The organism is Lampropedia aestuarii (assembly GCF_004803635.1).
Classification (GTDB): Bacteria; Pseudomonadota; Gammaproteobacteria; order Burkholderiales; family Burkholderiaceae_C; genus Lampropedia; species Lampropedia aestuarii.
The window spans coordinates 32,891-46,423 of record NZ_SSWX01000017.1; the positions used below are offsets into that span (position 1 = coordinate 32,891).

Consider the following 13,533-nt stretch of genomic DNA (forward strand, 5'->3'; position numbering starts at 1 on the left):
CGCTTTTGTGCCGCTGGATGTCCAGCGGTTTCATGTGCCCGCGCATGGCTTCAAACTGTTGATCAACCTGCTGCAAGAGGCGTTGTTGCTCGCTCAGCGTATCGCCTTGTTGGGGCTTGCGTTGGTAGAGCTGCAGCAGGGGTGTGAAGCTGCCGGGTTCGTAGATGGTGCTGGTGGTGCCGTGGGGGCTTTGGGTGCAGGTGAGGCGGTCGCCATCCCAGCCGTAGTAGGTGGTTTCTGGCTCGCTCAGCGGGTTTTCTTGCCCGTCAATGGCATCGCGCTGCACGGTTTGTGCCACGCGTCTGCCTAGGCTGTCGNTTCATTGAGCGGACATCTAGTGTGACAGTGAGTGACAGGTCACAAGCCTGTCCGACTAAAATTTTTTCATTTTCAATTAAATATTCAAAATATTATTTTATATATACATATCAGCACAAAAAATATTATTTGAATGGCATAGAAAAACAAATAAAGCAACTTTTTTTCAAGCAAAGCATTTTCTATTCCTATTTTGTATAAAAGAGAAAAATAAACAAAGGAATAAGTTATTATTAAAAAATAAGATGGCTTGCTAATTATAATTCCCCGGTATATTACGGATGATAAAACAAGACAAGCAAATGCAGATAGTTGATGCGAATATTTCTCAAGCAATTTTAGTGCAGACCCAATTTCAATCACGACTAATTTCCAATGCTGATTCTGTTATTGATTTTCCTGATGAAAAGCCCTGAAAAGCATCTAACGCAAGTTGTTGCTTTTTTGTAAACATTGTGCTAACAGGTAGTCCCCAAGGCTTATCTATATCCATTCCCCAAGTGAGAGGTAATTTTATTTTTGTGTCGATAGGAATTCTTCCACTGCCTAAATCAATGCTCATGTCTAAGATATCAGCTACGGCCATTGCTTCTGAAGAACAACTTATTGGAGAAATTAGTGCACGCGGTAGCGTTGAGTACATCCTCAGGGATGTCGTAGCTATCATCATCACTCCATGCCCTTGTGATCCCATACCAACTAGCGCCCCATCCGTACGTAGATTTAGACAAAACGACCGCTCCGCCAAATTTTGATAAAGTGGTAGGCTCTGGTGCTGCCAACAACGCGCTCCCTACAATCATGCCCGCTCCGGATGCGAGCATACCCAATGTATTGAGCGCGAGGCTACCCCATCGAACCAATCCAAGCGGATCACTGTCATTCGTCGGGTTGTTTGGATAACTGTAATGATTGAATCCACCAAACAACCCAATCGGATCCTGATTAATATAAGCCCCCAGCTGCGGGTCATAGTACCGATAGCGGTTGTAATACAAGCCCGTCACCCTGTCATGGTGCTGCCCCGGCATCCGAATATCCTGACGGATGGCATCAGGATCGGCGTTGTATTCATCTTGCAAATTGCCCCAAGGGTCGTATTGCCCGGCCCAAATGATGTGGCCTTGCTCGTCGCTGAGCGCTAAAGGGGTGCCAATCTGGTTGCAGTGGTAGTAACGAATTTGCAGCGGGTTGGCGGCTGCTTCATCGTCGTGCCATTTGCCCAGGTGTTTGAGTTGGCGCTCCACTTCTTGCAGCACCGCGCTTTTGTGCCGCTGGATGTCCAGCGGTTTCATGTGCCCGCGCATGGCTTCAAACTGTTGATCAACCTGCTGCAAGAGGCGTTGTTGCTCGCTCAGCGTATCGCCTTGTTGGGGCTTGCGTTGGTAGAGCTGCAGCAGGGGTGTGAAGCTGCCGGGTTCGTAGATGGTGCTGGTGGTGCCGTGGGGGCTTTGGGTGCAGGTGAGGCGGTCGCCATCCCAGCCGTAGTAGGTGGTTTCTGGCTCGCTCAGCGGGTTTTCTTGCCCGTCAATGGCATCGCGCTGCACGGTTTGTGCCACGCGTCTGCCTAGGCTGTCGTAGCGGTAGAGGCTGATGCTGCTGCGCTGGCCTTGGGCGTTGAAGGTGGCCACAGCGGTGAGTTGGTTGCTGCTGTCGTAGTACAACTTTTGGCGGCTGCCATCGGCCAGTTGGACGCTGGCGGTGCGGTTGCCTTTGCCGTCGTAGCGGTACAGCGCCGCTTCGCTGTAGGCCACGCGGTTGTGCGGCCATTGGTGCACGGCTTCGTTCGGTTGCATTTGCCCTTGGCCCAGCGGGTTGAAGTGCGGGTTGCTCCATTGCGCGCGCACTTGTTCGGCCCAGTTGTCTTGCGCCTGGCGGTCATGGCCTAGGCTGGGCAGGCGGTTGCCTGCGGCATCAAAGCGCCAGTAGTGCGGCTGGCTTTGGCTGCGTTGCTGCGCGGCCGTTAAGCGGCCTTGGCTGTCGTAGCGGTAGTAGGTGTCGTAAGGGGTGTGCTGGCCGTGGGTGATGGCGCTGATTTGGCCCAGTGCGTCGTAGTGGTAGTGGCGCTGTTGGATCTGGCCGATGAGGGGCTCGGCCACGGTCAGGTTCTGTTGGGCGGGCAGTTGCCAGTGCTGTTGGTGCAACTGGCCCAGGGGGGTGTAGCTTTGCACTTGACTGGCGCCGTTGCCGTAGCGCCGCTGGGTTTCGCGGTGCAGGCTGTCGCGCTCAATGGCCAGCACTTCGTGCTGGCCTAAGTGGATGCCGTGCACGTGGCCTGCGCCGTAGAGCAGGTATTCGATGGCGGGCAGCTGTGGGTGCCGGCTGCGTACGCGGTTGCCCAGCGCGTCGTATTGGTGGCGGATGTGGTATTCGTGCTCGGGTGGGTTTTGATTTTGGCGAGCTTGTGGTGAGGAGGTTCTGAGGGGGCCTCGCTGTCGGGTTGGGCCCACAGGCGTTGGATTTCGCCGCTGGTGCGTCCATACGGGTCGCGCTCTAGCAGGGTTTCGCTTTGCAGCCAGGGGTTGGCATCACCGGGCTGCTGCAGGTAGCTGCAGGCGCGGCTGAGCAACCCGGTGCTGTAGTGCAGCTCTTGCAGGCGCTGCACGGTGCCTTCTGCGCTGTGTTGGCTGCTGATGGCCTGCAGCAGTTGCCCGTCTGCGCTCCAGCGGTATTGGCTGTAGAGCCAGTGTTCTTTAGGGCTTTGGGCGTGGCCGTCGCGGTGGGCGCTGAGCTGGCCGGCTGCGTCGTACTGGTAGCGTTGGATGCGTCCGTCAAAGCCTTGCTCTTGGGTTTGGCGGTCCATCACGTCCCAGTCAAAGTAGCTGCTGGCACCGTTTTCGTTGATGAGCTCGATCAGGCGCCCGGCGCTGTCGTAGCGCATGTGCAGGCTGCTGGCACCTTGCTCGCGGTGGGTGAGGCGGCCCCAGAGGTCGTAGTGCAGTTGCACTACGGAGTCGGCGATGGCCTGGCCTTGACTGTCTTGCAGCCAGCTGCGGGTGAGCAGGCCCGCTTCGCTCCATTGGTTGCAGATGCGTTGGCCGTTGGCCAGCTCGGTGCCCAGCAGTTGGCCGGCTGCGTCGTAGTGGTGCTGTTGGCTGTGGCCTTGGGCGTCGCTGGTGCTGCTGAGCTGGCCCCAGGCGTCCCAGCTCCAGTAGGTGCTTTGGCCTGAGCAGTCGCTGTAGCGTGTTTGCTGGCCTGCGCTGTTGTAGCGCAGGTGTTTGTTGCCGCCACGCGCATCGGTGATGGTGGTGGGCAGGTGGGCGATCAGGGGCTCTTGCGTGGGGTCGGGGTAGTGGTAGCGCTGGGTGAGGGGCTCTTGCTCGCGCCCCATGCCCCGGGCGGTGGTGGTGGTGAGGACAAGGCGCCCGTAGCGGTCGTAGCTGTAGTCGGTGCGGATGCCTTGGGCGTCTTCGGTGTGGCTGAGTTGGCCCAGGGGGTTGTAGCGCACTTGGGTGTTCAGACCTTGGGCGCTTTGCGTGCCCATGACGCGCCCTTGTCCATCGCGGCGGATGTAGCTGGTGTGCCCCAGGGCGTTGGTGGTGCTGCCCAGGTGGCCAAAGCCGTTGTAGGTGTGGGCGATGCTGGTGCCGTCGGCGCGGGTGTGGCGCGCCAGGCGTTTGAGTCCGCCCAGGCCGTGGTAGTCGTAGCGCTCTTGGCGCCCGAGGCTGTCGGTGACGAGGGTGCTGGTGCGTTTGGGGTCTAGCCGATCGTGCTGGTAGTCAAACTGCCAGCTCAGGCCTTGTTCGTTGGTGTGGATGCGCACGCGGGCGCCGGGCAGCGCGGGGCTGTGGTTTGCGCTGGCGTCTTCGCTTTCACTTTCATACACGTAGCGGTGCCAGGGGCCTTGGCGATGGCGGTGCGCGACCATGAGGTGGTTGGCGTATTGGAATTGGCGCACCAGCGCGCCGCTGCGGTCGTAGACGGCGCTGAGGTCGCCCTCTGCGCTGTAGGTGTAGCGCACCAAGGCAATGGGCTGGGTGGCGAGCGGGCTGTCGACTTGGGGGCTGTGTTCGAGCGTGATGCAGCTCAGGCGAATGCCACTGTCCATCTGCCAGCCCGCTTGGCCCCGGTGGCCTGTGCTGCAGTCCCACTCGGGGGGTGGCTGGTCGTTGGCCAGGGCGCGCTCGCGCGCTTGCTGGCGTTGCTGCCAGGCCGTGGCTGCGGCCGCGTTGCTGCAGTGGTAGTGCAATTGGTAGTGGCGACCTACCCCGTCTTCGATGGCCACCAGCATGTGCGCAGGCAGCGCCATGTCGCTGCTGTGGCCTTGGGCATCGAGCAGGCGGCGCTGGCCTTCGGGCAGGTGGGCGGCGTAGTGCAGGCGTTGCTGGCGACCAAGGGCGTCGCGCTTGCCGGTGAGCAGCCAGCGCTGCGCGGCCACCAAGGGGTGGGCAGTGGTTTTGGGCTCAAAGCACCACAGCACTTGGCCGTTGCCGCTGGTGGCAATGATGCAGTGGGGGTTGTCCACCCACTCAGCGGGGATGTGTTGCCAGCGCTGGTGGGCGCCCCAGTGGGCCGCGTCGGAGGCTTCGATGTAGTGCACAAAGCTGACGGGCTCGTCATGCGCTTGTGGGGTGGAAGCTGTGGGTGAGCGTGAGGGCGGTGTGATGGAGGGGCTTGAGGCAGCCCGAGGCTTGAAGGCGGGCACGGGCTGGCCCAGCATGCCCCCGCGCAGCAGCCAGATGTCTTCGCTGGGGCTGTAAAGGCTGGTGCCGGGCAGCAGGCGGTCTTCGAAGGTGATCACCCGCCCGCTGGTGTCAAAGAGTTGGGCCTGTGCGTCGACCAGCAGCAGTTGCAGCTCCAGCGGGCTTTTCCAGCCATAGCCAAACACACCGCAGGCGCCGCCGTGCTCGGCGTTGACGTAGCTGGAGTATTGGCGCTGCCAGGCCAGTGGCATGACCCCGGGCAGGGCAAAGTCCAAGTCGATGGTGCCCCAGAGGACTTTGGCGCCGAGCGAGACGCTGACGGGGCTGCCTTTGGCCACACCGCCAGGGCACTCTGAGCAGGCCACCCCACCTTGGCTGCCAATGAGCACGGTGCGGCTGCCCTGGATGATCTTGCTGCCTTTGACTGCATCGCCCAGGCGGGCGGCTGGTTGACCGCTCATGCTTTCTTTCCTGCTCGTGGTGTTGTGTGGGAACGCGACGATGGCTGGATAGCCGCACTGACCGGGCAGATTCTAGGGAGCCAGGGGTGTTTAAGAAATGCTCTGAAGGTGAACGAGTGTGAATTTGAAGAGTGGGATTTACAGAGCTGAGAGTTTGAGGTTGTAGTGTTGCCGCTCAGAGCCTGTTCACACTCTTGACTGCGTGGGGGTGATGAACAGGCTCTCAGGGGCGGTGCTGGAGGGGCGCCATTTATCGGGGGCGCAGCAAGGCGCACGTTTTAAAAAATGCATGGGGCGTGTCTTGCAATGCAGGGCTGCAGGTGCAGGTGCAGGTGCAGGTGCTGGTGGTGAGCGTCAAGGGCGGGCTCGATGCATAGCGTTCTTGGGGGCAAATCGTGCCTGCTCGGGTATAAGCACATGAATTAATTGTTGTTGTGCTGAGGTGCATTCCTTTTTGTAATGGTCTTTTATTGACCAGTTTGGGCTGGCGGCGTGGTGTTGGCCAAGCCATTGCATTGACGGCTGCCGGTTTGAACTCACCTGAGAAAGTCCGATTGCATGCAACTGTCCACGTTTGATCTGCCAACGGCTGAGACTGAGTCGATACGGGCCTGCGCATTGGTGTTTAGTGACCCGCAATCGCAGCAATTGCTTGACCATGTTGAGCATATTGCACCCAGCGAGGCCAGCGTTTTAATGGTGGGGGAGACGGGCACCGGCAAAGAGTTGTTGGCGCGGCATATTCACAGGCTCAGCCATCGCGCAGATCAGGCGTTTGTGGCGGTCAATTGCGGGGCATTTTCTGAAACCTTGATCGAGTCGGAATTGTTCGGCCATGAAAAAGGTGCATTCACTGGGGCGATTTCCGCCAAAGCCGGGTGGTTTGAGGAGGCCAATGGCGGCACGGTGTTTCTGGATGAAATAGGCGATTTGCCGCTGCCGCTGCAGGTCAAGTTGCTGCGGGTATTGCAGGAGCGGGAAGTAGTGCGCCTGGGCTCGCGCAAAAGCATCGCCTTGGATGTGAGGGTGATTGCTGCGACCAATGTGCACTTGGACGAGGCGATTGTGGCGGGCACTTTCCGTGAGGATTTGTTGTACCGCCTGAATGTGGTGCATTTGCAGTTGTTGCCATTGCGTGAGCGCCGCGGCGATATTGTGCCATTGGCGCAGCATTTCATGGGTGTGTATTCGCGCCGTTTGCGTCGCCCCAGGGTGGCGTTGGATGAGTCGGCCAAGCACAAATTGTTGGCGCATGACTGGCGCGGCAATATTCGTGAGTTGGAGAATGTGATTCACCACAGTTTGCTGCTGGTGCGGCACGGCCGAGCGCTTGGGGCCGATGATGTGCGTTTGGCTCCTGTCAGCACGCGGGCGAGTCCTGCGGCGGCTGCACAGGCGAGTTTGGCAGCTCCTAAGCAGGAGGCGCCCAGCGGTTTAGAGCCTTTGGAGCAAGTGCTGCTGCGTTTGCTGGAGGACGGGGTGGAGCATTTGCACGAGCGGGTCAATGCAGCGCTGCTGCACAAGGCGTATGAGTTTTGCCATCACAATCAAGTGCATACCGCGCAGGCGCTGGGAATGAGCCGCAATATGTTGCGCAGCCGCTTGATGGAGCTGGGGATGCTGGCGGGCAATCGCCGTCGCGGCGCTGGTATGGGGCAACAAGCCAATGCTGCGACGCACAGCGCGTTGGAGCGTGTCAACACTATCACTAGGGTGCAGTGAGGCCGCACGCATGGTGCAATGCGGTGGTCATCCGGCTGCCCCACTTACGCCACCGGCCATGTCAGTTCAGGCAATGGCATAAGAGCCGCTGATTGAGGCGCTGAGTGAGCACAAGAGCGGTGGCTGCTACAGCATTCAAAGGCATCAGCCGTGCCCTGGGAGGGGCGCAGTGCCAGGAGCGCAAGCGCCCCTCCCTGGAGACAGCAGTATGCCTTTTATCGGCCCTATTCAAGCGTGGCGTACCCCGGCGCTCCATTGGTAGGGCAGCGGGTCACCGTTGAGCAGGTTGGCTCCTAGCGAGCGCAGCTTGTAAGCCAGCGGGTTGTGGGTGGCGATGGTGCGGGCATTGCGCCAGTAGCGGTCGTGGCCATGGGCGCTGCCAACCAGCGAGGCGCCGCCCACTTCAAAGAAGCGGGTGCTGGCGTCGAGTGTGAGGCCAATGACCACGTCTTGCGCTTGGGCAGCTGCACGTTCAGCCTCGTCCAGTAGCGCCGGATCGCTGCCGCCCGCATCGATCACATGGTCCAGCACATCGGCCACAGCCAGCACGGCTGCGCGTGTGCCAAATGCGGCGGCACTGAGTTTGCCGATGGTCTCTTGCACCAGTGGATCGTGCTTGGGCAGGGCCGCAGGCGCATGGCTGAAGGTGCGCGTGCGCTGGCGCACCCAAGCAATGGCGTCTTGCTCCACCCGTTGGGCAATGCCTGCCAGCGAGGCCAAGAGCACCAGCTGTAAATAAGCAGTGCCCCAGGTGGGGCCTGGCGAGCCGTAGCCGCCTGGGGCAATGTCTTCTTCGCGCACCGCGACATTGGCATAGGACGAGTGCCCGCTGGCGGTCAGGCGTTGGCCAAAGCCATCCCAGTCATCGCGCTGGCTCAGGCCGGGGGCATCGACGGGCACGACTACGCTGACGCGTTGGCCGTTGTGGTCGGCAGCGACTGCGATGTAGTCCGCGTAGAGGGAGCCGGTGCTGTAGTATTTTTCGCCATTGAGCCGCCAGCCCTCAGGCGTCTGGGTGACGGCGGTTTGGTAGCGCTTGGCCGCGCCTTCGCCCAATTCGGTGACCGCATTGCCAAAGAGTTTGCCCTCGACCACTTTCGCCAGCCACTGGCGGGCTTGGGCTTGGCCTTGGAGGGCTTGCAGGCGCTGGTCTTCGACAAACAACAAGTGCGAGCGAAAGGCCTGTGAGAGGTTGGAGTCGGCCGCGGCCAGAGCGATCAGGAGCTCAAAGGATTGGCGAATGCGCAGGCCTGCGCCGCCCCATTCTTGGGGCACGCGCAGGGCACCAAAGCCCGCATGGAGCAGGGCTTTGACCTCATCATGGGCGAGTTGGCGTTGCGCCTCACGCGCTAGAGCGCCTTGGGCGATGTGTTCAAACAAGGGGGTGAGGCGCGCTTGCAATGCGGCGTAGTCGGTGTTGCTGCTCATGCGGCTTCCTTGGTGGTAAAGCGGCTGGCGGGGGCAAAGCGCGCCAGCAGGCTCTCAATGGTTTGACCAGTTGCGGTTTCGATGTATTGCGCGCTGTCTTCTTTGGTGGGCTGACTCAGGAGGAGTGATGGCTCTGATAGAAAACGAAAGAAAGCGGCGCCTGCCTTGGCAGGCTCGACTGCGGCGGCGGGAAAGAACAGGCCGGCGTGGTCGGCGTATTTGGCATCGCCCAGGAACAGCCGAGTGACTTCGGTGGCGCCGTGGCCGTGGCGTTGCCAGTGGGTGTCGAATTGCTGGGTGATCCAGTTGGCATCGAATGCGCCTTGGTGCGCTTTGGCTGCATCGACCAAAGCGGCCACTTGTACAGAGATGTTTTGCGCGCCTTGGCCGGCAATGGGGTCGAAGCTGATGGCGGTATCACCCAGTGCAGCGATGGTATGGCCGCCGTGCGTGTAGCCCACCGGTTTGTGCACTGTGGGGACAACGGCGCCTTTGAGCCAGGTGTAGGGGTCGCTGTCAATGGTTTGCAGTTGGTTGATTTCGGCACAATCTTCCGGAAAGTAGTCGTAGAAGATTTTTTTGAAAATGGCCAGTGCCGAGGCGCTGTCATGGGCTTGGCTAAAGCGCTGCTGCCAATCGCTGCCGGGCTTGGCAAAACCAAGAATCACCCAGCTGGGGATGCCGTCTTTGTGTAGCAGGGGGCCGGTGAAGATTTCGCCTTGTGTGGCATGGGTGGTGAACAGGTTGTGCTTCCAGCCCACCTCGCTGCGGTAGTCAAAAGTGCTGCGGTCGTAGGCCAGGCCGGTGACGTTGACGGTGAGTAAATGGCGCTGCGGCTCTGTGTATACCGTGCGCTCTTGGTCCACTTCAAAAAGGCTGCCCAAGCCTTTTTTGCCGGTCGCCACCAGGGTCAGGTCATGGCTGGCGGCAATGGCATTGAGTGTGTCGGGGGGGACGGCTTGCACGCGCAAGTCGCCGCCTTTTTCAATAAAACGGGCAAGCCGGTCATCGGTGCGCAGTCGCACATCAATGGCTTGGGCCCGGTAGTAGTGGTAGTCGGTATCAAAGGCCAAGAGCGGCGTGTGATCGGCGTTGTAGGCGCGCACGGAAAAGCCGTCGATGTAGTAATCATCGCCGTAGAGGTTTTCGATGATGTGTGCATCGGCATCTTGAGAGATTTGGCCAAAGTAAATGGCGGTGCCTGTGGCGGGGGCTTCGTCGCGCAAGGCTTGGCGTGATTTGTCGCTGTAGAGCGTGACGGCAAAGCCGGCATTCACAAAGGCCAGTGCAGCACTGGCGCCTGCCAAGCCTGCGCCGATGATGGCGACGGTTCTTTGTTGGGGCATAGTCAAGAATCCTTGTTGAGGGTGGGGCTCTGAGGCGCGTTTGGGTGGGCGTTTGCGCGTTTGTAGGCTTCGATATCGCGGTACTGCGCGGCTGGATGGTTTTCGGGCAGCAAGGGGCCTTTACCGAACAGCTTGTCGCGCAGCGTGCCTGGGCGGTATTGCGTGGGGTAGACGCCGCGGCGTTGCAGCTCGGGCACGAGGTGCTCAACCACATCAGCAAAGGTTTCGTGGGCGACCGCGTAGGCAAGGTTGAAGCCGTCCAGGTCGGTGGCTTCAATCCATTGCTGCAATTGGTCGGCGACGGTGGCCGCTGAGCCGACAAACAGCGGGCCCAGGCCGCCAATGCTGGCCCATTGGGCGAGCTCTTGCACGGTCCAGGTTTTGCTGCCTTCGGCCAAGGCCTCGACGGCGGAGATGATGGCGTTGGTCTCGACTTTTTTGACGCTGTCACCCGGCGCGTAGCGGCCAAAGTCGATGCCCGTCCAGCCCGAGGTCAGCACCAAGGCCCCGTCGTAGCTGGCGTATTGCTGGTACTCTTTGAGTTTGGCGTGGGCTTTGGTGTCGCTCTCATCCACCACCAGGGTGACCAAGGCGTAAATGAGCAGCTTTTTAGGGTCCCGCCCCGCCAGCGCAGCACGGCGGCGTATGTCGTGGACGTAGGCGCGGGTCGTCGCTTGCGTGGGAGTGGAGATAAACACCAGCTCCGCATGGTGGGCCGCAAAATCTTTGCCCGCATGGGAGGCGCCGGCCTGGAATAACACCGGTGTGCGCTGTGGCGAAGGCTCGCAAAGGTGGTAGCCGGGCACCTCGAAATACTGGCCTTTGTGGCCGATTTCGTGGATTTTCTCGGGAATGGCGAAGAGGCCTCTCTCCCGATCGCGCACGACGGCACCGTCCTCCCAGCTGCCTTCCCAGAGTTTGTAGAGCACCTCCAAGTACTCGGCGGCGACCTCGTAGCGGTTGTCGTGGCGTTTGAGGCCGCCTTGGCCAATGTTTTTGGCTCCGCTTTCGAGGTAAGAGGTCACAATATTCCAGCCCACCCGGCCTTTGGTGTGGTGGTCAGCGGTGGAGAGGCGGCGTGCAAAGGTGTAGGGGTGTTCGAACGAGGTCGAGGCGGTGATGCCAATGCCCAGGTGCTGGGTGACCGACGCAATCGGGTTGGCTAGCTGCAGCGGGTCGTTGACTGGGATTTGCACGCCCCCCAGGAAGGCGTGGTCGTTGTTGCCTTTGTAGACGTCATAGTAGCCAATGACGTCGGCGATGAAGATGGCATCGAAAATACCGCGCTCCAAAATCTGCGCCAGATCGCTCCAATACGCGACATCTTTGTACTGCCAGGAGCGGTCACGCGGGTGGCGCCACAGACCGGGCGATTGGTGGGCGACGCAATTCATTTCAAAGGCATTGAAGCGGATGGGTTTGCTCATTGGAAGTTGGAGAAGATCAGATGCAATGACAGGGGAGCCGAGTCGCTTGACAGGGCCTGCAGAAAAACGCGACGTTGGTAGAGCCTGCGCCTGCGTTCAGCACGTTCATAGAGCCTGTAGCATGAGTTGTGCCAAATAATTGGTTATTTAAATTCAATAACTTATGTGAATTTTTTGGTGTTTGCGTGCTGTCCGGTGGACAGCTTGTTGCCGGTTTGACTGCTGTGCAACAGCTGGACCCATGTGCTTATCCCCTTGGGTCATGAAGCCGTGCGGGGGGATAGGTGCTATCGCATTGCGCCAGAGCCGGTCCGGTGATTGGCTGCTGCTGATGGCCGAGTGGCTAAACAGGCTAAAGAGGCTCTTAAGCCCAGGAAGCGGCTGGGCCACTCGCATCGGCCACGCTTTCCTGGCCCACGTAGTGCTGGCGCCAGTGGCTGGCCGGGTGAGAGGCGCGGGTTTGACCACCCGCGTCGCCCAGCAGCTTTTCGCGCAGCGTGCCCGGACGGTAAGCGGTTTGCACGCGACCGCGTTGGCGCAGCTCTGGCACCACGAAGTCGATGAAATCGGTCGTGGAGGCCGGTGTGACGGCATACGCCAGGTTAAAGCCATCGACACCGCCCTCGTCCACCCAGCGCTCTAACGCGTCGGCGATTGTCTGCGGCCCGCCAACCAGCACGGGGCCTAAGCCCCCGATGGAGCGCTGGCGAATCACCTCGCGCACGGTCCATTGTTGGCCATCAGCGACCAAGGATTCCAGCGTGGTGCGCAAGCTGTCGTTCTCCACGGCCTCGAGCGGTGCGTCAGGGTCGAGTGAGGCAAAGTCCAGCCCCGTCCACCCCCCATAGAGCGCCAACATGCCAGTGGGGCTGGCGTAGGAGAGGTATTCCTCATGCTTGCGCCGTGCGGCTTCGTCATCGGGGCCGGTGATGATGGTCAGCAAGGTGAAGATTTTGAGCGCATCTGGCTCGCGCCCGGCAGCCGCCACTTCGGCGCGGATTGTGTCGGTCAGGGCACGAGCCGATTCTGGGCTGGTGGCCAAAATAAACATCGACTCGGCATGGCGCGCCGCAAAAGCCCGGCCTGCGGTGGAGGCGCCGGCTTGAAAAATCACCGGTGTGCGCTGGGGTGAAGGCTCGGTCAGATGAAAGCCGGGCACTTTGAAATATTGGCCTTCGTGCTTGATGGGGTGGACCTTGCTGGCATCGGTGAAAACACCGCGCTCTTTGTCGCGCAGCACGGCCCCTTCTTCCCAGCTGCCTTCCCAGAGTTTGTAGACCACCTCCATGTATTCTTCGGCAAGGTCATAGCGCGCATCGTGCGCAATTTGCTTTTCCATGCCGATGTTGCGCGCCGCTGAGTCGAGGTAGGACGACACCACGTTCCAGGCGACTCGGCCTTTGGTCAGATGGTCCAGCGTGGACAGGCGCCGCGCCAGCAGGTAGGGGTGCTCAAACGTGACGGCTGCAGTGATGCCAAAGCCCACGTGCTGGGTGACCGCGGCCATGGCGGAAATGGCGCCAAAGGGGTCGTTGACTGGCACCTGCGCCGCATCGTGCAATGCGCCCTCCGCCGAGCCACGGTAGACGTCGTATACGCCCACAACATCGGCAATGAACAAGGTGTCAAAGCAGCCTCGTTCAAGCTCCATGGCCAGTTGGGTCCAGTATTCCAAATCGTTGTAGCGCGATGCTTGGCTGCTGGGGTGCCGCCAAGTGCCGGCGGCTTGGTGGCCGACGCAGCTCATGTCGAAGGCATTCAAAATAATGCGTTTTTTTGTTGTGCTCACAGGTTCAGTGCCTCAAAACAATGACAAGTTGCCAAGTTGGATGGTGTGCGGGGCATCCAGTGCACAGACAGGGCCTGATGGCGGCAATTGCGGTGGGTCTGCACACGGAACACAGTGCAACCATGCAATTTGCAAGCCAGTAAAAATATTGATTAAAATCAATTGGTTATATATTTTAGAATGTTTTGATGTGATGGAGCTCAGGCATTGTGTTGCGTCGCTGTTGCCGAGCAAACACTGCCAGGCATGAGCTTATGCCTGCGAAGGATGAGGTGCTTGTTGCTGCTCCTGCGTCTTGATGGGCACAACGGGCAACGCCGCAATGCGTTTTTTTGTGCCTTGTCTTTTGGGCTGCCACGCGGCTGCGTGGAGATGATGAACAGGCTCTAAGGTAGCAAA

At 59.9% G+C, this 13,533-nt stretch carries 8 protein-coding genes; 1 reads left to right on the plus strand and 7 read right to left on the minus strand.

Annotation, left to right across the window (positions count from 1 at the left end; all coding sequences use genetic code 11):
- Window positions 1–673: 673 nt before the first annotated feature.
- The 3 genes from E8K88_RS12900 to E8K88_RS18525 are packed head-to-tail and all read right to left on the minus strand — an operon-like array spanning window position 674 to window position 5,422.
- Window positions 674–880 carry a hypothetical protein gene (locus E8K88_RS12900; RefSeq protein WP_136407089.1) on the minus strand — a complete coding sequence of 69 codons (207 nt, stop codon included), beginning with the start codon at window positions 878–880 and terminating at the stop codon, window positions 674–676.
- Between the two features lie 10 nt (window positions 881–890).
- Window positions 891–2,588 carry an RHS repeat-associated core domain-containing protein gene (locus E8K88_RS12905; protein WP_168797327.1) on the minus strand — a complete coding sequence of 566 codons (1,698 nt, stop codon included), beginning with the start codon at window positions 2,586–2,588 and terminating at the stop codon, window positions 891–893.
- A complete protein-coding gene (locus E8K88_RS18525) occupies window positions 2,570–5,422 on the minus strand; it encodes a DUF6531 domain-containing protein (RefSeq protein ID WP_136407091.1) in 2,853 nt (950 codons plus the stop codon). The genes E8K88_RS12905 and E8K88_RS18525 overlap by 19 nt, the downstream gene beginning before the upstream one ends.
- 558 nt (window positions 5,423–5,980) lie before the next feature.
- Here E8K88_RS18525 and E8K88_RS12915 point away from each other — a divergent pair.
- Window positions 5,981–7,144, plus strand: coding sequence for a sigma-54 interaction domain-containing protein (locus E8K88_RS12915; RefSeq protein WP_136407092.1), 1,164 nt, complete (start codon window positions 5,981–5,983; stop codon window positions 7,142–7,144).
- A gap of 228 nt (window positions 7,145–7,372) precedes the next feature.
- Here the strand turns inward: E8K88_RS12915 and E8K88_RS12920 are convergent, their stop codons facing one another.
- The 4 genes from E8K88_RS12920 to E8K88_RS12935 all read right to left on the minus strand — a co-directional run bounded on the left by E8K88_RS12920 (window position 7,373) and on the right by E8K88_RS12935 (window position 13,134).
- Entirely contained in the window at window positions 7,373–8,572 is a 1,200-nt protein-coding gene (locus E8K88_RS12920) for an acyl-CoA dehydrogenase family protein (RefSeq protein WP_136407093.1), read from the minus strand.
- A complete protein-coding gene (locus E8K88_RS12925; RefSeq protein ID WP_136407094.1) occupies window positions 8,569–9,918 on the minus strand; it encodes a styrene monooxygenase/indole monooxygenase family protein in 1,350 nt (449 codons plus the stop codon). Before E8K88_RS12925 ends, E8K88_RS12920 begins: the two co-directional genes overlap by 4 nt.
- A 2-nt stretch (window positions 9,919–9,920) precedes the next feature.
- On the minus strand, window positions 9,921–11,345 hold the full coding sequence (locus E8K88_RS12930) for an LLM class flavin-dependent oxidoreductase (protein ID WP_136407095.1): 1,425 nt from the start codon (window positions 11,343–11,345) through the stop codon (window positions 9,921–9,923).
- A gap of 364 nt (window positions 11,346–11,709) precedes the next feature.
- A complete protein-coding gene (locus E8K88_RS12935) occupies window positions 11,710–13,134 on the minus strand; it encodes an LLM class flavin-dependent oxidoreductase (protein ID WP_240754513.1) in 1,425 nt (474 codons plus the stop codon).
- Window positions 13,135–13,533: the final 399 nt, after the last annotated feature.